The organism is Catonella morbi ATCC 51271, from assembly GCF_000160035.2.
Taxonomy (GTDB): Bacteria; Bacillota; Clostridia; order Lachnospirales; family Lachnospiraceae; genus Catonella; species Catonella morbi.
This window is the reverse complement of the sequence record NZ_KI535370.1, coordinates 343,585-361,359: the sequence shown is the minus strand read 5'-3', so window position 1 is coordinate 361,359 and position 17,775 is coordinate 343,585. Positions and strand designations below refer to the sequence as shown.

General features: G+C 34.9%; 16 protein-coding genes. 14 read left to right on the top strand and 2 right to left on the bottom strand.

From position 1 onward, the window contains the following. Positions 1-89: 89 nt before the first annotated feature. Entirely contained in the window at positions 90-1,343 is a 1,254-nt protein-coding gene (locus GCWU000282_RS14335; protein ID WP_023355897.1) for an ATP-binding protein, read from the top strand. Positions 1,344-1,505: 162 nt separating this feature from the next. After that, entirely contained in the window at positions 1,506-2,096 is a 591-nt protein-coding gene (locus GCWU000282_RS14330) for a uracil-DNA glycosylase family protein (RefSeq protein WP_023355896.1), read from the top strand. Positions 2,097-2,175: 79 nt separating this feature from the next. On the opposite strand, the gene GCWU000282_RS14325 is transcribed toward GCWU000282_RS14330, so the two are convergent. Beyond that, positions 2,176-3,603 (bottom strand): carboxylesterase family protein, encoded by a 1,428-nt coding sequence (locus GCWU000282_RS14325; protein WP_023355895.1) that lies wholly within the window; start codon positions 3,601-3,603, stop codon positions 2,176-2,178. 183 nt (positions 3,604-3,786) lie between these two features. On the opposite strand from GCWU000282_RS14325, the gene GCWU000282_RS14320 reads away from it, so the two are divergent. The 12 genes from GCWU000282_RS14320 (at position 3,787) to GCWU000282_RS14265 (ending at position 16,523) form a co-directional block, all read left to right on the top strand. Then, positions 3,787-4,392 (top strand): MptD family putative ECF transporter S component, encoded by a 606-nt coding sequence (locus tag GCWU000282_RS14320; protein WP_035041179.1) that lies wholly within the window; start codon positions 3,787-3,789, stop codon positions 4,390-4,392. A 50-nt stretch (positions 4,393-4,442) separates the two neighbouring features. Continuing rightward, positions 4,443-5,075 (top strand): energy-coupling factor transporter transmembrane component T family protein, encoded by a 633-nt coding sequence (locus GCWU000282_RS14315; protein WP_242828971.1) that lies wholly within the window; start codon positions 4,443-4,445, stop codon positions 5,073-5,075. Next, positions 5,060-6,502, top strand: coding sequence for an ABC transporter ATP-binding protein (locus GCWU000282_RS14310; protein ID WP_023355892.1), 1,443 nt, complete (start codon positions 5,060-5,062; stop codon positions 6,500-6,502). The genes GCWU000282_RS14315 and GCWU000282_RS14310 overlap by 16 nt, the downstream gene beginning before the upstream one ends. A 230-nt stretch (positions 6,503-6,732) precedes the next feature. Then, complete coding sequence (locus GCWU000282_RS14305) at positions 6,733-7,629, top strand: hypothetical protein (RefSeq protein ID WP_156913161.1); 897 nt, start codon at positions 6,733-6,735, stop codon at positions 7,627-7,629. A gap of 404 nt (positions 7,630-8,033) precedes the next feature. Beyond that, positions 8,034-9,038 carry a LacI family DNA-binding transcriptional regulator gene (locus GCWU000282_RS14300; protein ID WP_023355890.1) on the top strand — a complete coding sequence of 335 codons (1,005 nt, stop codon included), beginning with the start codon at positions 8,034-8,036 and terminating at the stop codon, positions 9,036-9,038. A gap of 83 nt (positions 9,039-9,121) precedes the next feature. Continuing rightward, on the top strand, positions 9,122-10,492 hold the full coding sequence (locus GCWU000282_RS14295; RefSeq protein ID WP_023355889.1) for an ABC transporter substrate-binding protein: 1,371 nt from the start codon (positions 9,122-9,124) through the stop codon (positions 10,490-10,492). Positions 10,493-10,576: 84 nt separating this feature from the next. Continuing rightward, a complete protein-coding gene (locus tag GCWU000282_RS14290) occupies positions 10,577-11,473 on the top strand; it encodes a carbohydrate ABC transporter permease (protein WP_023355888.1) in 897 nt (298 codons plus the stop codon). 9 nt (positions 11,474-11,482) lie between these two features. Beyond that, entirely contained in the window at positions 11,483-12,322 is an 840-nt protein-coding gene (locus GCWU000282_RS14285; protein ID WP_023355887.1) for a carbohydrate ABC transporter permease, read from the top strand. A gap of 11 nt (positions 12,323-12,333) precedes the next feature. Next, positions 12,334-14,730, top strand: coding sequence for a glycoside hydrolase family 31 protein (locus GCWU000282_RS14280; RefSeq protein WP_023355886.1), 2,397 nt, complete (start codon positions 12,334-12,336; stop codon positions 14,728-14,730). A 44-nt stretch (positions 14,731-14,774) separates the two neighbouring features. Further along, positions 14,775-15,128, top strand: coding sequence for an arsenate reductase family protein (locus tag GCWU000282_RS14275; RefSeq protein ID WP_023355885.1), 354 nt, complete (start codon positions 14,775-14,777; stop codon positions 15,126-15,128). Positions 15,129-15,168: 40 nt separating this feature from the next. Continuing rightward, positions 15,169-15,648: a Cys-tRNA(Pro) deacylase gene (ybaK, locus tag GCWU000282_RS14270; RefSeq protein ID WP_023355884.1), complete on the top strand. Its 480-nt coding sequence runs from the start codon at positions 15,169-15,171 to the stop codon at positions 15,646-15,648. Between the two features lie 197 nt (positions 15,649-15,845). Next, complete coding sequence (locus GCWU000282_RS14265) at positions 15,846-16,523, top strand: GntR family transcriptional regulator (RefSeq protein WP_035041321.1); 678 nt, start codon at positions 15,846-15,848, stop codon at positions 16,521-16,523. Positions 16,524-16,586: 63 nt separating this feature from the next. On the opposite strand, the gene GCWU000282_RS14260 is transcribed toward GCWU000282_RS14265, so the two are convergent. Further along, positions 16,587-17,762 carry a YibE/F family protein gene (locus tag GCWU000282_RS14260; RefSeq protein ID WP_023355882.1) on the bottom strand — a complete coding sequence of 392 codons (1,176 nt, stop codon included), beginning with the start codon at positions 17,760-17,762 and terminating at the stop codon, positions 16,587-16,589. Positions 17,763-17,775 lie beyond the last annotated feature (13 nt).

Here is a 17,775-nt window from a genome sequence, read left to right as displayed (position 1 = left end):
TCGGATTGACAAATGCAACGAAACCAACTTATCGTTGCATTTTTTTGCTATTCCATATATAATTAAAACAGATTCGAAAGGAGGGGGTTATGCAGAAAGAAGGAAAATATATTGAATATAAAGAAACTGTGTCAAAGACATTCTTAAAAGCTGTAAGTGCATTTGCAAACTATAATGATGGGAAAATAATATTCGGTGTCTGTGATGACGGTTTGGTAAAAGGCTTACCGGACGCAAACAAAGCCTGCCTTGATATTGAAAATGCTATCAATGACAGCATAACTCCTGTACCTGAATATGATATTGTTGTAAATGAGAGAAATAAGACTGTTATTTTAAATATTTACAAAGGAAGTGAAACTCCGTATTTTTATCATGGAAAAGCATACCGCAGATCAGATACTGCAAGTGTACCTGTAGATACAGTGGAATTGAAGCGTTTAGTCTTAAAAGGAACAAATAGAGATTTTGAAGATTTACCGGCGAACAGTAAGGAACTTACTTTTTCTGTTTTTGAAAAGGAACTGAAAAATACACTTCAGATAGATGAGTTTGATAAGGATATCCAGAAAACGTTAGGACTATATGTAAAAGATGTAGGCTATAATATTGCTGCAGAACTTCTTTCGGATAAAAATGATTATAGAGGAATAGACATTATTCGATTTGGAGAGACAGAAGACCGGATTATGGATAGGGAAACTTTTGAACACCAGTCAATAATTGCTGAATATAATAATGGTATTACGATATACAGAAAATATTATCAGTATGATGAAATAAAAGGAATCAAAAGAGAAACTATAGAAATGATTCCCGAAAAGGCATTTAGGGAGGCACTTGCAAATGCACTCATACATCGTGTGTGGGATATTCCTGCAGCAGTACAGGTTGCGATGTATAAAGACAAAATAAAGATTACATCACCGGGAGGGCTTCCTGAAGATATTTCTGAGGAAGAATATTTACATTCACAGGTATCTGTTCTGAGAAATCCAAAGTTAGCAGAAGCATTTTTAAAACTAAACTATATTGAAAAATTTGGAACCGGGGTGCGCAGAATAATAAATGCGTATAAAAATGAATATCAAAAGCCGGAATTTTCATTTACTGAGCATACAATTTGTGTAACTTTGCCGGTTATAGAAAAAAATAAGACAGATGATATGGCAGAAATAGTATTGAAAGTGATTGTAGGTTCGGATGAAATGACAAGGAAAGAAATAGAGGAGATTACAGGCATAAAGAAAGCAACCCTTATTCGTATATTAAATAAGCTTCTAAATGATGGTATAATAAAGAAAAAAGGACTGACCAGAAACACAAGGTATTATAAAAATTGAATAGGGTGAGAAAATGTTATTTATATACTCATCCTCCACACAAAAAAATAAAAGGCTCTGCCTGAATTAAGGCTAAGAAGTTAAAGTTTGGATTTTAAGAAGTATATAAATTGCCGGGTTCAAAGTCCTTACATGAAAACAATGAAAGAATAACGGGGCAAAATGATGGAAAAAAATATAAAACTTGATAAAATAATTAAAAAACTTAAGGAAGATCCGAGAAATAAAAGTTATACAGAACGTGGGATACCGCCTATTTTCCAAATTAGTCCGAAAGCCCGTATCCTTATCGTAGGGCAGGCTCCGGGCAAAAAAGTAGAGGATAGCCTGATTCCTTTTAATGACAAGTCGGGAGAGAAACTGATACAATGGATGGGAATTGACAGGGATACCTTTTACTCTGAGAAGATAGCAATTATGCCGATGGATTTTTATTTTCCCGGTAAAGGAAAGACGGGAGACTTGCCGCCAAGAAGCTTTATTGCTAAGGAGTATCATAAAGAAATTTTAGCATTGATGCCTAAAGTAAGCCTTACAATACTTATAGGAGCTTATTCAATGAAATATTACCTGGGTAGTAAAATGGGGAAAAATCTGACAGAAACAGTAAAAAATTATAGGGAATATCTGCCGGATTATTTCACCATAGTACACCCAAGTCCCTTGAACTTTTTCTGGCAGAGAAAAAATCCTTGGTTTGAGGAAGAGGTAGTTCCGGAATTACAGAGGAGGGTAAAGGAAGTGTTAGGCTAGAAAATTATCATCTCTCCCCTGCATGAAATTTTTGGAAATTTTAGTAAAAATCCCGGTGTCTTGAAGACTTTCGATTGTTTTACGTTTGAGGAAAGTCTATGCTTAAGGCTTGCGTACTCTCATAAAGAGTAATTTTACCGGTATCTCCGAATATATCCCGTCCCGGAACGCTACCCTGTTTAATAAAAGCAACCCAGTCATTTTGAAGAATTTCCATCTGCTTTATATTTTCGGGAGTAACGGTATAGTCTACATCCTTAATAGTCCCGAAAATAAACGGAAGTTCAGCACAATGATATGCGCCTCTAAGTCCGTTCCAGACATTTGGCACAAAATTCATACGATAGCCGTAACAAGGAGCTTTAGCCGAGTACTGTTTTAGCTCTCGCAGGGCAGTAGCATGGAAAGGCATTTCCATCATTTTAAACTGCATTTCTACTAAAGAAGGATACTGTTTTTTTAGTTCATCAGCAAGGCTGACTCCGGGTTCTCCGTATTGTTTGAGACATTTTTCAAGAAAATCGGGTTCTTTGACAGCAATACCAAGCCCCTTATACCAGGACTTGTTGTTAACCATTTTTAATTCATCACCTGTAGCACCTAACATAACCGGCTTTGGAGAGAAGCTTCCTGCTTTCATTATATTTTTTGCATCATCTTTAAGGAGTATACCGTCTATGACAGGTGTGGATAATACTGTCAGGGGCATTTTTAGACGAATCAGCTTTTTCCATGACAGGGAAAGTAATCGGTCAAACCCGGAAATATGATTATGTTTAAGAAAGAAATATGCTATTTTTTCTGCCTGCTCTAAGGTCATACAATCATTTGCTCCCGCAGAGCATACAATGAGTTTATCAAAATATTTGGAGCTTTCCTCACTCATCATATGGGTGGAAACAGAGAGACCGCCTGCAGATTGTCCCATAAGAGTAATATTTGAGTTATCGCCACCGAAATAATCAATATTCTTGCGTACCCATTTTAAGGCGCATTGTTGATCAAAAAAACCCCGGTTCACAGAGAGGTTTCCGTTTATTTTTACAGGAATGAAGCCGGGCTCGGACAGACGATAGTTTATGGTTACCACGACTATGTCTTTTGCTGCGAGATACCTGCCGTTGTAAAGAGGTGTTGTGCCGGAACCGTAGGTAAACCCGCCTCCATGAATGAATACCAGAACAGGTTTCTTTTTTGGGGTATCATTTGTCCAAATATTTAAGACAAAAGCATTTTCATCGGTTTTATCACTGTCTGTTAATATTTCTTTACGCATCATAGGATTTTTAAGAAACAGGTTAAGAAACGGTGGGACATCGTTTTGCGGAAAGCGCAGGCCTATACCGTAATTTGCAGGAGATTCCCGATATGTATCTGTCATTTCAGGCATACCGAATCGCTCAGATTTTGCATATGGAATCCCTAAGAAGCTTTGAATTTTGATTCCGTCTATATATTCATCTTTGCAGATAAAAGTACCTAACTCCGTTTGTTTTAATTGACTCATTCTCTTCACCTTTCAGATACATTGTGAGTAAATTCAGTGACAATGTGGGTTAGACAATGCTAACTTTATGTTTGGTTTAACTTTATAAAAAAATGCCTGAAAAGTCAAGAAAAAATTCCCTTGACTTATGGGTTAGTCTGAGCTAACATGTTTTTATTAATAAATGAAGGAGAGGAAAAACAAATGAAGTTAAAACTTAAAGATTTTATTATTGTCAGTCTGCTTGGGGTAGTTGGTTTTGTTATTAGTATGGCTTCGGGAATGGCTACACAGTTATTTGGTGCTTACGGAGTTTTCGTTCATGTTTCTATAGGAAGCTTCTTATGCGCTCCTGTTTATTTTGTTATGTGTAATAAGATTCCTAAAAGAGGTGCAATATTTATATACTATTTTCTATCAGGAATAATTTATTCCATTATGGGGTTCATTCCAATGCTTCCTATAATGGCTGTGTCGGGAATTGTAGGAGAGTTCCTTGTAGGTAAGGCGGATAACTACATAAATATGGGAAGGCTGAGTCTTTCTTATGTTATATCCCAACTGATATATTCATTGCATGGATTTTTTTTCATCCTGGTTTTGGGTGTAGAAGGGTTGGTAAAAACTTTTCCTAATCTATTTACACTTGAGGCAGCTCAGAGCGTAAGAGATACCTTTTTTAATCCTATGAATATGGCGGTGATATTAAGTATAGAAATTATTGCAGCCGTACTTGGAACATTATTCGGAAAATATATTTATAAAAAATTTTTTGATAAAACCGGTGATAAAAGGAGCATTTTATCATAATGAATTTTGAAAATCGCCTGTTCTTAAAACCAATAACAATAGGAGTTCTTATGATTATATATACAAGTATCTTATTTTTTAGTGAGATGCTTGTATATTGGGTTATGACTTTATTCAGTTTTATATTACTTTTTTTTGTAAACAGAAAGAAAACGTTTTCTTTTATTACTGCATATATGTTATTGTTTGCTCTAATCAGGATAATGAACTTTTTGACCTTGAGTGGTTGGATAGGTTCTGTTTATACAATGGCTCTTATTGTGGTTAAGCTGTTTCCTCTGTGGATTTTAGTAGGTATTATAACAGAATTTAATACTTCGGAAATCATAGCCTCACTGAGAAAACTTAAACTTCCGAACAATCTCTGTGTGGGAGTGTCAATATTTATTCGATTCATACCTGAATACAGAAATTATCTAAAGGAAATCAAGGAAGGGTTAAAGGTTAGAAATATTTCTTTCAATATACTAAAACCGTTGCAAAGCTTTGAAATGTATCTGGTCCCCCTGATTTACAAAGCATTTGACACAGCTAATATTTTAACCTGTTCGCTGATAACAAAAGGAATCGAATTTGATTGTGAGAAAACTTCGTATATTGACTTATCGTTAACATGGCGTGATTATGCAGTTATTATGGCAGGAATGGTGTTTATAGGGATAACGGTATGGGAAAAGTTGTAGAAATAAGTATAAACAGATTCTCTTATGCTGATAAAATTATTTTGGAGAATGTGAATTTTACTGTTGAAAAGGGAGAGACAGTAGTTATAGCAGGTCTTTCGGGCTCGGGAAAAACTACATTGATCAGACTGCTTAATGGTTTGATTCCGCAAGTTTACGAGGGGAAGCTGACAGGAGAAATAAAGATCTTAGGCAAATCGACAGTTGAATATAAAGCTGGAGAGCTTGCCAAATATATCGGTAATGTATTTCAAAATCCCGATGATCAGTTTTTCTCAAATGAAGTTGAAAACGAAATAGCGTTGGTTGGTGAAAATACGGGATTAGAGCGTTCTGTTTTGCTTGAACGGGTGAATTCTGCCATGGAACAGCTTGATATAGTATCGCTTAAAGGGAGAAAATTAAGAGAGCTTTCCGGAGGACAAAAACAAAAGGTAGCGATTGCTTCAACTTTGGTGTATGACAGTGATATAATCATACTTGATGAGCCGACTGCAAATTTAGATTTTACTTCAATCGAAGATATGAGAAGCGTACTGAAGAAACTTAAAGAACAGGGTAAAACCATTATTATAGCAGAACATAGGCTATTCTACCTGAAAGATATAATTGATAGGCTTATTCTTCTTAAAGCAGGACATCTTGAAAATATATTTTTACCTGAAGATTTGAATGAGAGTATTCGAAAAGAGAACATGCTCAGGTGCTTTGACTATTCGGAACTTACAAGTGAAGCAGCCGAAGCAGGTGAAGAAGTCCTTGTAAGGGTAAATGACCTGTCGGTTAAGAATAAAAGCTATAAACTTAATGATTTAGCAGAATTCTCCTTAAACAGAGGAGAGTGTATGGCGGTAATAGGTGAGAATGGAATAGGTAAAACCACTATGGCCAAAGAGCTGATGGGGCTTTTGCCTATTAAAAGAGGTGAAGTATCTTACGCGATATCAGACAGGGAAAGACTCAGATATACTGCTGCAAGCTTACAAAACTGCAGAAATATGTTCTTTTATGAAACAGTTGAAAAAGAACTGATACCGAGAGAAAAAGAAGCAGACAGAGAATATTTGGATAAGGTAAAAAAATACTTAATTCATCTTGAATTATGGGATAAAAGAACAATGAACCCGCATGACCTGTCAGGTGGAGAAAAGCAGAGACTTGCACTCCTCATCTCCATGTTGAAAGAATCAAAACTTATAATCTTGGATGAACCGACTGCAGGACTTGATTATAAAAGGATGTCACAGGTTTCATCTATTATAGAGGAAAGAACAAAGACAACTCCGGTTATTCTTATTACACATGATTTGGAATTGTTATTTAAAACCTGTAATACGGCTTACCTTATGTCACAGAATGGACACAGAAAAATCAATGTTAGAGGGAACGAAGAGGAGATTGTAAAATTTTTGAACGTTCAATTATGATATATATCTTTTATTAATGTCCATAATCCATTCGTATACCCTTCATAGGAGTTGTATAATCTTCAGCGTAAAAGCAAAATATCCCTTTTTATATTTTGACACTGTATCATTAGGTTGAGAAATGATTGAATAACTTTATAAAATGTGGTAAAAAAGAAGTGGGTGTAAAAAACGCGACATTCCGGGCAGAAAACTCGAAATTTATATGCACTTTAACAGGAGGACAGGAAATGAGATTAAAATTTATCTTAACAGTCTTTGTAATTTTTGCAATTTCATCATTTAATGTAGTTGCTTATGCTCAGTCAAATGATAAAATATACGGTTTAACTATAGACGATAGCTGGTATGAGAGAGTTTCGCTTAAAGAAGTTGTTTCATCCCTGAAAAAACTAAAAACAAGACCGACTGCAAGGATAGTAATGTCAAAGGATACTGAGCCGAAGGAATATGTTAAAATATTTAAGGAAATACACAAGATAGCAGACGTTATGGCAGAGCCTGTAGATTCCTATGAAATGAACCTGTATGAAGATGTTGACAGCTATAAGAAACGATTTAAGGATTCATATAAATATCTGGGTAAATATGTGGATATTTGGGAAATAGGAAATGAAGTAAACGGCGAAGAATGGATAAAGCAGGACAATTCCCTGGTTGCAGACAAGATTATGGCGGTATATGATGTAATTAAGGCTAAAGGTGGGAAGACGGCAGTAACCTTTTACTATGAAAACCCGGATTATCAAAGAGATATGATGAAATGGATAAAGACATATATACCCAAAAAATTAAGGAAGAATCTGGATTATGCTTTTATAAGTTACTATGAGGATGATAACGAAGGTTACGAGCCGGATTGGAAAAGCGTATTTAACAAATTCGGAAAGCTTTTTCCGAAATCAAAGATAGGTATAGGAGAGTGTGGGAATACTGCCAAAACTGCAACAGATAAGAGTAAGATAAAGATGTTTAACCAATACTATTCAATGCCGAAATACACAAAAAACTACATAGGTGGCTATTTTTGGTGGAATTATGTATTGGACTGCATTCCGATGAAAAACAATAAAGTCTATAAAGCGGTTTATGATGCTTTTAAGCAGATGGATACAAAAATTCAATAACTTAGTAAAGAAAATAAATAATAAAGATAAAAGGCGAGTGTTGTATCACTTGCCTTTTTAATTTAATAGGAAATTTCTTCGAAATTTCCTATTAAATTAAAATCTCTCCGAGGGATGCGCAGCTAGTGGTAGGGAAGTTTGCCCTGTGGCACAGTTCGCGCACGACGTGTGTGCAAGCACACACGTTTTTATAAGAGATTTTTGCTGATATCATAGCTTTGAATGGATGTTCGGTCTCAGTGAAACTACTAAAAAACTTTTATGCATTTTCACTAAAAAATATGAATTAAAAATGGCAAAATATCCAAAAATATGATGTATAATAAAAATATATTGACCATAATATAAAAATATTGTATTATAAATTTACAAAAACGTTTTTGAAAATAAAGTAGGAGTGATTAGTGTTGATATCTATCAGAGATGTAGCAAAAGAGGCAGGGGTCTCTGTCAGCACAGTGTCTAGAGCCTTGAATGGTTATGACGATGTTAATGAAGATACAAGAAAGCGGATAATGGATATGGCATCTAAGCTAGGTTATAGGCCTAGCCAGAGCGCAAGAAATCTTTCGTTAAAGAAAAAAGAAAATGTTGCAATACTAATATCAGGACTTGGTTCCAACAGTCCTATGGATGAGTTTACAGGAAATGTGCTGAAAGGCTTGAATTCATATATTCAAGGAAAAGATATGATGATAGCAATGTATGGAATTTCATCAGAAATTCAAAGACAATTAAGCCTAAAAGATTTTTGTGAGCAATACAGTTTGTCTGGAGTAATTTTAACAGGTCTTAAGCTGGGAGACAAATATATTGAAGAAGTCAAAAATAATGAGATACCTTGTGTTGGTATAGATATTAGGCTTGAAGGGAATATGGCAGCATCTGTGCTTACGGATGACGTAAAAGCGTTCAAAGAAATAACTTTATATGCTATAGAAAAGGGATATAAAAAACTGGTTTTGGTAAAAGGAAAGGATGAGGCAGAAGTTACTATAGACCGCTATAAAGGGTTTAAGACAGCAGTAAAAGAAAAATCTATATCAAAAGATAATATTGATATATTAGACTGCAAGTATGACGAAGAGTTAGCTTATACTACTGTTCGGGAATATATAGGAAAATACGGAAAGAGTAGAGGAAGAACTTTTATATGTATGAGTGATCTTATGGCAATAGCTACAGTAAGATGTATAGAAGAATTGAGTTATAGAGTAGGAGAAGACTTTTTTGTTACAGGTTTTGACGGTATACAATTATTAAACTATATAAAACCTAAGATACCAACTATAGATCAGAATATCATAAAAAAAGGATATGAAGGTATGAGATTACTCATGGATATAATTAAAAATGGTAAGAATCCCGGTACGGTATACATTGAACACAGCCTTATTAATGGTGAATAGATACTATTATTAAAAGTAAAGAAATTTTAAAACAGAATCATTAAATAAAGTGATTCAGCAAATATATTTTAAGGAGGAGAGATATGAAAGTTAAAAAAATTATGGCACTTGGAATGGCAATGGTAACTGCCTTCTCACTAATTGCGTGTGGAGGTAGTAATAGTGGCAAACCTAAGAGTGCAGAGTCTGGACAAAAGACTTCTGATGGAGCTGCGACACAGGAAGTGGTTGAACTGAAACTTCCTACCTTTCTGGCAGGTGAGAATGTTGGGGCGGTTTTCTTTTTGCCTCAAATAGAAAGGTTTAATAAAAAATATGAAGGAAAGTATAAGATAACTGTAGAAGAAGTAGTTCAGGATTCTTATGCTGAGAAGATAAAACAGCTTGCAGCTCAGAATAAATTACCAACAATTATACATGCTCCAGGCTCCGGTGGTATAGACACACAGTGGTTTAAACAGGCTATTCTTGAGAATGATATGGCGTATGATCTTACTGAATATGCAAACCAAAACCCTGAGATATCAGCACAATGGATAAAAGAATCTAGAGAGTTCTGTACGGTAGATGGTAAACTTATTTGTGTACCACTTACTGTTATAAGACCTATTGGACTGTATTATAATGAAGCTCTTTATAAGCCTGAAAAAGATATAAGGGACATGAGTATAGATGAGTTTATGAAGAGCCTCGGTGAAAATAAGATGGCTTTTATGACTGCTGAAAATGCCTGGACATCTGCTCTCATGTTGGCTGCAATTATTGCAAATGAGGAAGGTGGAGTAGATTTTATTAATAATAATACTGCTGATAAAGTATGGGATTATAACAATCCTATTATGATAAATGCAGTAACCAAACTAAAAGAGTTCTTACAAAAATATGCATCAAGCAATACTGTTGGAGCAGCTTATGCCGATGCTGCCAACGCATTTATGAGTAATAATGCTGCGGTTATCTGTAACGGATCATGGATGGCCTCTGAATTTAATGAGGATGCAAAGGATAAATGGAGTAATGGCTTTGATGGCAAAAATGTAAAGACCACAATTTATCCGGGGAATGTGGCCTTGGCTAATCCAAGGGGCTATGGTGAGTTCTGGATATCTAATGCAGCAAGTGATGAGCAGAAAGAAGCTGCAAAGGCATTTTTAACATTCAGATGTTCTAAGGAAGAAATGGAAGCATTTATTCTTGCAGAAGGTGGAAACACACCTAATATCAAGCATAGTGAAGATTTTCTTAATAAACTTAAAGAAAATCGTATACTTTATCAGCTTGATCAGAGTATGAATGAAAACACAAAATATGTAGCAACAACCGGAGATATTTTCCCTGCATCAATATCTGAGACGGAATTTGGAAAACTTCTCCCAAAATTAATAGACAATACGCTCACTCCGGAAGAATTCTGTGCAGAGCTTACAAAGAAGGCTGAGGAGGCAAAACAGTAATTAAAGGTATAAATTTATGCTCCCTTTAGCATTTGCTCCTGGGAGCTTAAATTTTTTATACAGTAAGTTTGACAGGAGACAAAAATGAAGATTATTAAACCACATATAAGTAAACTTGAACGAAAAAATTATAAATGGATATATCTTTTTTTGCTCCCATCATTTATAATTTTTGCAACGTTTTATATACAGCCGATATTTACTGTGATATATACCTCATTTACAAAATGGGATGGATTTAACAAACCAAAGTTTATCGGTTTAGAAAATTATATCCGGCTATTTAATAATGCTGCCTTTAAAGGTTCATTGAAAAATCTTTTAATATGGGCTATTATTGCTACAATTTTTCATGTTGGTTTTGGAGTGCTTGTAGCATTTGCGATATTTAAAAAGCCATTTGGCTGGAAATTTACAAGAGCAGTATTTATGATACCAAATGTAATAAGTGCAGCCGCCTGGGCTATGATATATAGATTTATATTTAATGATGACATGGGTATGATAAACAATCTTGTAAGAAAATTTAATCCGGATTTTCATATACAATGGTTCTATAAATCACCATTTGCATTTATAGCCGTAACTCTTACATGGTTATTTTATGCAGTCATTGTAACACTTATAGTTTTAAATGACCTATTTGCAATTCCGTCTGAGCTTTTTGAAGCTTCAAGAGTTGATGGAGCTTCAAATCTCCAGATTGTAAGGCACATACAGCTTCCATTATGCCGAAATGCAATAGGAACCTCTATAATTGCATCAGTTACAGCAAGAGTTGCAATGTATGAACAAATTGCCCTTACTACAGCAGGTGGACCGGGAGATGATACAATGAATCTTCCTATAATACTTGTAAAGTCTGTACTTGATCTAAAATATGGTTATGCCAATGCAAATGGAGTGATAATGTTCATACTGGGACTTTTGGTATTATGGATAATAAATAAGTTGTTCAGAATGAATGAAAGGGTATATTAGGGAGGGAAAATGATGATAGAAAATATAAAGAAGCTTCTCTCTAAAACATTTATTTATGCGTTATTACTGTTTACGATAATAATTTCGATATTCCCAATAATATGGGTAGTTATGTCAGCCTTTAAAACAAATGCTCAGATACTTTCGAGTCCATTTTCGCTTCCTACGAGTATAAGTTTTGATGCATTTGCTTATATATTTTCAAAATATAATTTTTTTAGATATTTTGTGAATTCAACTTTAATTTCGGTAAGCTCAACTGTAATAGCACTTGTTTTTTTTGCTATGGGAAGTTATGTCCTTGCAAAATATGAATTTCCAGGAAAAAATATCATTTTTATATTATATACAATAACACTTCTAGTTCCGGTGCAGTCTAAGGCACAACCGTTGTTTTCACTGGTAACTAAGCTTAATTTATATGATAATATTTGGGGTGTAGCTTTGGTTTATATGTCTATGGGACTCGCAATATCAATATTTATTTTAAAACCTGCATTTATGTCTGTTCCGAAATCTCTGGATGAAGCTGCAGTCATAGAAGGAGCAAATTTTTTTACTGTATTTTTTAAGATTAACCTTCCTTTGGCTAAAGGTGGGCTGGCTACAGCAGGAATACTGATGTTTTTAGGAAACTGGAATGAATATTTTTATGCTTCAATTTTAACGTCGTCAGATCTGACAAGAACCTTGCCTCTGGCGCTACAGTTCTTTACAGAGGCATTTTCTTATAATTATACAAGGTTATTTGCGGCATTGACGGTTGTAATATTGCCTGGAATTATATTATATGTAATAGCGCAGGAGCAGGTTCAGGCATCAATTGCTACCTCAGGTATTAAAGGATAAGGAGAATTAGAATGGAAAATATAAAAACTGATAAGAGTATGATTATTCAAGGTGAAGGTTATCGTATAAGTCTGTTGACGGATAGGCTGATACGGTTGGAGTATAGTAAAAAAAATATATTTACGGATGCAGCAACTCAAACAGTATTAAATAGAAAGTTTGATGAGTTTGAGTTTAGAGTTGAATCTGCAGAGAAAAATCTGACTATAATAACGAAATATCTTAGATTAAATTATGATGAAAGACCTTTTAGCAAAGAAGGACTGAAGATAAATATAGCAGGAAATGCACTTACAACTTCAGGGATATGGCATTATGGAGACACAAATGAGAGTCTGAAGGGTACAGCAAGGACTCTGGATGGAGTAAATGGAGAGATTCCTCTTGGAGATGGAATAATTTCTTGGAATTTATGGTCTGTGCTTGATGATAGCAGTTCAATGCTTCTGACTGATAAAGGTTTTGAACACAGGGATGATGAAGAGGCTGAGGATATTTACTTTTTTGGATATGGCACAGATTATCTTACAGCAATAAAGGACTTTTATCGTTTAAGTGGCAGTGTACCACTTCTGCCTAGATATGCTCTGGGTAATTGGTGGAGTAGATATTATAAATATACCAGAGAAAGCTATAAAGCGCTAATAGATAGGTTTAATGCTGAAAATATTCCATTTAATGTGGCTGTATTGGATATGGACTGGCATATAACAGAAGTAGATGCTAAGTATGGCACAGGCTGGACGGGTTATACTTGGAATAGAAAATTATTTGATAATCCAAAAGAATTTTTAGGGGAGCTACATGAAAATAATTACAAGGTAACACTAAATGTACATCCGGCAGATGGAATCAGGGCATTTGAGGATGTTTATCCTGAGTTTGCAGAGTTTATGGAGATTGATGTTAAAAATGAAGACCCAATACTGTTTGATATAGCAGATTCTAAATTCAGAGAAGGGTATTTTAAGTATGTTCATCATAAACTTGAAGCTGATGGGGTGGATTTTTGGTGGTTAGACTGGCAGCAGGGAAGTAATTCCGGTGTAAAAGGATTAGACCCATTGTGGCTATTAAACCATTTTCATTACATAGATGCAAAAAAGAATGGTAAAAGAGGACTCATACTTTCAAGATATGCAGGCCCGGGAAGTCATAGATATCCGGTAGGATTTTCAGGTGATACTGTAATAAGCTGGGAAAGTCTTAATTTTCAGCCATATTTCACTTCGACAGCGTCTAATATAGGATATGGCTGGTGGAGCCATGATATAGGTGGGCATATGAATGGGGTAAGAGATGATGAGTTATTTACACGTTGGGTACAGTTTGGTGTATTTTCGCCTATAATGCGATTACATAGTACATCTAATGAATTTTTGGGCAAAGAACCTTGGAATTATAATCCTATTACTGAAAAGGTTGTAAAAAGATATTTGAGGCTTAGGCAACAGCTCATACCTTATTTATATACAATGAACTTGAGAGCAAATAGAGAGGGTATACCTTTGATTCTGCCTTTGTATTATTATGATTCTGAAAAATTTGTAGCTTATAAATATAGAAATGAATATTATTTCGGAGAAAATTTACTGGTATGCCCTATTACAGAAAAAAATGAAGTTAGCAGTTGTATGGCAAAATCAAAAATGTATTTACCTGATGGAGAGTGGGTGGATATATTTACAGGGGTAAAATATAAAGGAGGAAGAGAAATTGAAATTTATAGAGATATAGATAATATAGGAGTTTTTGCAAAATTAGGTACTATCTTACCTCTTGATGCAAGATGTACCGGCAATGAGATAAATAATCCGGAGAAAATGGATCTGTACGTATTTACAGGAGCTTGTGGTGAATTTACCCTTGCTGAGGATAATGCTGAATTATCTGAATTTGATAAGGCGGATTGGAGATATACAGAATTTAAGAATGAGTTGGTAAATAATGACAGCATAGATGAAAAAGATTATATCTTTACTATTTCAAAAGCGGATGGTATTATATCAGATGGTATAAGTGAGAGAAAATACCATTTACATTTTTATGGAATAAGGGAATTTGAATTTTTGCATATTGAATCGGGAGATAAGACAATAGAACCTATCGAAACAAACTATGATACTGATAGAAATGTCTTGATTATCAGTCTTCCTTACATATCGCTTGAAGATGATATTATTGTTAAAATAAAGGCAGCTTCGGTTTATAATTCAAATGAAATCTTGGAAAACAAGATATTTAACCTGTTGAATAAGGCGCAGATTTATAATGATGTAAAGGGTGAAATTTTTGAAAGTGTTAAGAAGCTAGAGAAAAATGGACATACTTTTGTTTTGGGAGAAGTATGCTCTATCTGCAACAGTCAATATGTAAAGGGAGCTATAACAGAGCTGCTTACTGCATAAAATGTAAAATTGTATAAATAATAATTACAAAGGAAGGTGAAAAAATGTTATTTATATATTATCCAAAATGCTCTACCTGTATTAAAGCAAGGAAATGGCTGGATGAAAAAGGTGTAAAATATACTGCACGTTACATAGTGGAGGAAAATCCATCTTATGATGAGTTAAAAGAATGGTTTGCTAAAAGTGGACTTCCTCTTAAGAAGTTCTTTAACACAAGTGGAATGTTATACAAGGAAATGCAGTTAAAGGATAAACTTCCTGGAATGAATGAAGAAGAACAGCTTAAACTTCTTGCCACGAATGGAATGCTTGTAAAACGTCCTATTGTTGTTAAGGATAAAACTGTGCTTGTGGGCTTTAAGGAAGCGGAATGGAGCGAAAACTTAACTAAGTAAAGCCTGACTGAAGGATATCATTTAAACAAAAGGATGAAAAATGTCAAAACACGAAGAAAAAACCAATGTAATGAGAGTTTTGGATAGCAAGAAGGTTGAATATACAAGCCATTGCTATGTAGACACACCAACCACTAACGGAGTTGAGGTAGCAAAGATTTTGGGACAAAACCCTGCTGATGTATTTAAAACTCTTGTAACCACATCAAAATCAGGGACGAACTATGTCTTTGTAATTCCGGTTGAGGAGGAACTTGACCTGAAAAAGGCTGCTAAGGCAGCAGGGGAGAAAAGTGTTGAAATGCTTAAATCAAAGGAACTTTTGCCATTAACCGGCTATGTGCATGGTGGCTGTTCTCCTATAGGAATGAAGAAGCCTTTCAAAACTTTTATTGATAAAAGTGCAGAAAACAGAGATATAATTATCTTCAGTGCAGGCAAAATCGGTTATCAGGTTGAGATGAAGCTCTCTGACCTTTCCAAAGTTATTGATTTTTCTCTTGACGACCTGACCATTTGATTTTCACCTCTTTCCACCCTGATTAGGCAGATAATCGAATTATTCGGAAGATAAAACTATCGTATTTGCCTTTGCGAACAGACAGTGACAGAAACTGATTTGTCTGCTGACTATTGACATAAAATGCCACATTGTATACAATGATACAAGTATTAGAAAACAGTATGATTGTAGCACATGGAGGCTTTGAAGTTAAAATGGATAGTATAGACAATTCGTATGAACTTGCGGATAATTATTCTTTAAGAGGAAGAGTTTTTGGAAAACTGAGAGAGGATATTCTCCTTGGTAAGTACAAGGACATGGAAGAACTTAAAGAAGTGGTTATAGGCAAAGAATTAGGTGTGAGCAGGACTCCTGTAAGGGAGGCATTAAGGCAGCTTGAACTTGAAGGTCTGGTAACCATCATACCAAATAAGGGAGCTTATGTAACAGGAATTTCAGATAAGGATGTCAATGATATATTTATGATAAGGTCTTATCTTGAAGGACTTTGTGCAGCCTGGGCTTGTGAACATATAACTGAAGAGCAGCTTGAGGAAATGGAAGAGTCCGTATTTTTAGCTGAATTCCATGCCAAGAAGGGACATTTTGAACAGGTAGTGGAATTAGATAATAAATTCCATAAAACATTGTACCATGCCTGTGGAAGCAGGGTTTTATCAAAGCTCTTGGTTGACTACCACCATTATGCGCAAAAAGTCAGAAAAGTTAATCTTTCTGAAGAAAAGAGAGCGAAACATTCAATTTTAGAACATAAAAGAATAGTTGAAGCTATAAGAAATAAAAATGTAAAGGCTGCCGAGGAATATGCACACGATCATATAATGGAATCAATTAACAGAATGCATCTTGCAGAGGCGGAAGAAGAATAAAACAGAGGCTGTGAAGAGATTAATATTTTCTTCACAGCCTCTTTTCGTAAGTAGCCAAATTTATTAAGCCTTCTTTTTCTTATAAATGGCAGTTCCTATCACTACGGTGACAGGGATGGTTATAATCAGCCCTATACTTCCTGCCATAGCCCTGATTATCTCTGTTGCGATAGAATCAAGATTGATGATTTCCGTAAATCTGATCCTGTAAACTATAAATAAAATAATCAAATGCAGTGTAGTGCCTACATAAGCGAGAATCAGAGTGTTTGACATGGAACCCATCATGTCTTTTCCTATATTCATGCCTGAAATTATCATATTTTTTTTGCTTATATTCTTATCAAGGTCATTTATCTCATAAAGTGCGGAAGCTATGGAGATTGCAACATCCATGATTGCGCCTATTGCACCTATCAGTATAGTTCCGAAAAGTATTCCCTTATAATCCAGATTTCTAAACTGCGGTATGTAGGCAAGACTTATGGAACTGTCATCCGCCAGACCTGTAAGATGCGCAAAGTTTCCAAAGATAAAAGCTAAAATACCTGAAATTATTACTCCGAGTGAAGTTCCGATTATAGCAACAAAAGTTTTGATATTCTTTCCGCTTATAATAATAAGAGTTATTATAACCACAGGTATGGAAATGCCGAGTGAAGCAAGTATGGGACTCACACCTTTTATTATTAGAGGTATGTATCCGAAAAATATCATTGCTACCGCTATAACAAGTGAAACCAGAGTTTTTAGCCCCTTTATTCCGCCTATAATTAAAAGCAGGGTTACGAACAGACCTACTATCAGATAAACCTGAGTATCCCTGACTTTTTCCTGTATTTTTACGGTTTCTATCTTGCCGTTATCTTCTGTTGCACGGATTAAAAGTTTATCCCCCGCTTTGAAAATATAATATCCGGGCATTATTCTTTCTATGGTATGCCTTATAGTCATGGTTTCGCCCTTGTGGCTTCCATCTAATATTTCTATTTTAAGATGCTGGTATCTTATGTCGGCCTCTAAAGAAACATTTCTTTTTTCGGCAGTATCATCATACTCTATCTCAAGCACCTTTGCCTTAAAAATGATATAATCGGTATCTTCCATAGCTTTACTGTAGTGTTCTCTGATATCTTTATCGGAGGATAATTCGTCCGCATAGATCTTTGAATACAGACAAAATAGCAGGGTAAAGGTTAGCACAATCAGGGTTATGCCAAAAGAGTAATGTTTCTTCATATATAAATCCTTT

Excerpts from the sequence above, each read along its gene's own strand:
- GCWU000282_RS14335 (WP_023355897.1), top strand. The coding sequence starts at position 90 with ATGCAGAAAGAAGGAAAATATATTGAATATAAAGAAACTGTGTCAAAG.
- GCWU000282_RS14330 (WP_023355896.1), top strand. The coding sequence starts at position 1,506 with ATGATGGAAAAAAATATAAAACTTGATAAAATAATTAAAAAACTTAAG.
- GCWU000282_RS14325 (WP_023355895.1), bottom strand. The coding sequence starts at position 3,603 with ATGAGTCAATTAAAACAAACGGAGTTAGGTACTTTTATCTGCAAAGAT.
- GCWU000282_RS14320 (WP_035041179.1), top strand. The coding sequence starts at position 3,787 with ATGAAGTTAAAACTTAAAGATTTTATTATTGTCAGTCTGCTTGGGGTA.
- GCWU000282_RS14315 (WP_242828971.1), top strand. The coding sequence starts at position 4,443 with ATGATTATATATACAAGTATCTTATTTTTTAGTGAGATGCTTGTATAT.
- GCWU000282_RS14310 (WP_023355892.1), top strand. The coding sequence starts at position 5,060 with ATGGGAAAAGTTGTAGAAATAAGTATAAACAGATTCTCTTATGCTGAT.
- GCWU000282_RS14305 (WP_156913161.1), top strand. The coding sequence starts at position 6,733 with ATGAGATTAAAATTTATCTTAACAGTCTTTGTAATTTTTGCAATTTCA.
- GCWU000282_RS14295 (WP_023355889.1), top strand. The coding sequence starts at position 9,122 with ATGAAAGTTAAAAAAATTATGGCACTTGGAATGGCAATGGTAACTGCC.
- GCWU000282_RS14290 (WP_023355888.1), top strand. The coding sequence starts at position 10,577 with ATGAAGATTATTAAACCACATATAAGTAAACTTGAACGAAAAAATTAT.
- GCWU000282_RS14285 (WP_023355887.1), top strand. The coding sequence starts at position 11,483 with ATGATGATAGAAAATATAAAGAAGCTTCTCTCTAAAACATTTATTTAT.
- GCWU000282_RS14280 (WP_023355886.1), top strand. The coding sequence starts at position 12,334 with ATGGAAAATATAAAAACTGATAAGAGTATGATTATTCAAGGTGAAGGT.
- GCWU000282_RS14275 (WP_023355885.1), top strand. The coding sequence starts at position 14,775 with ATGTTATTTATATATTATCCAAAATGCTCTACCTGTATTAAAGCAAGG.
- ybaK (WP_023355884.1), top strand. The coding sequence starts at position 15,169 with ATGTCAAAACACGAAGAAAAAACCAATGTAATGAGAGTTTTGGATAGC.
- GCWU000282_RS14265 (WP_035041321.1), top strand. The coding sequence starts at position 15,846 with ATGGATAGTATAGACAATTCGTATGAACTTGCGGATAATTATTCTTTA.
- GCWU000282_RS14260 (WP_023355882.1), bottom strand. The coding sequence starts at position 17,762 with ATGAAGAAACATTACTCTTTTGGCATAACCCTGATTGTGCTAACCTTT.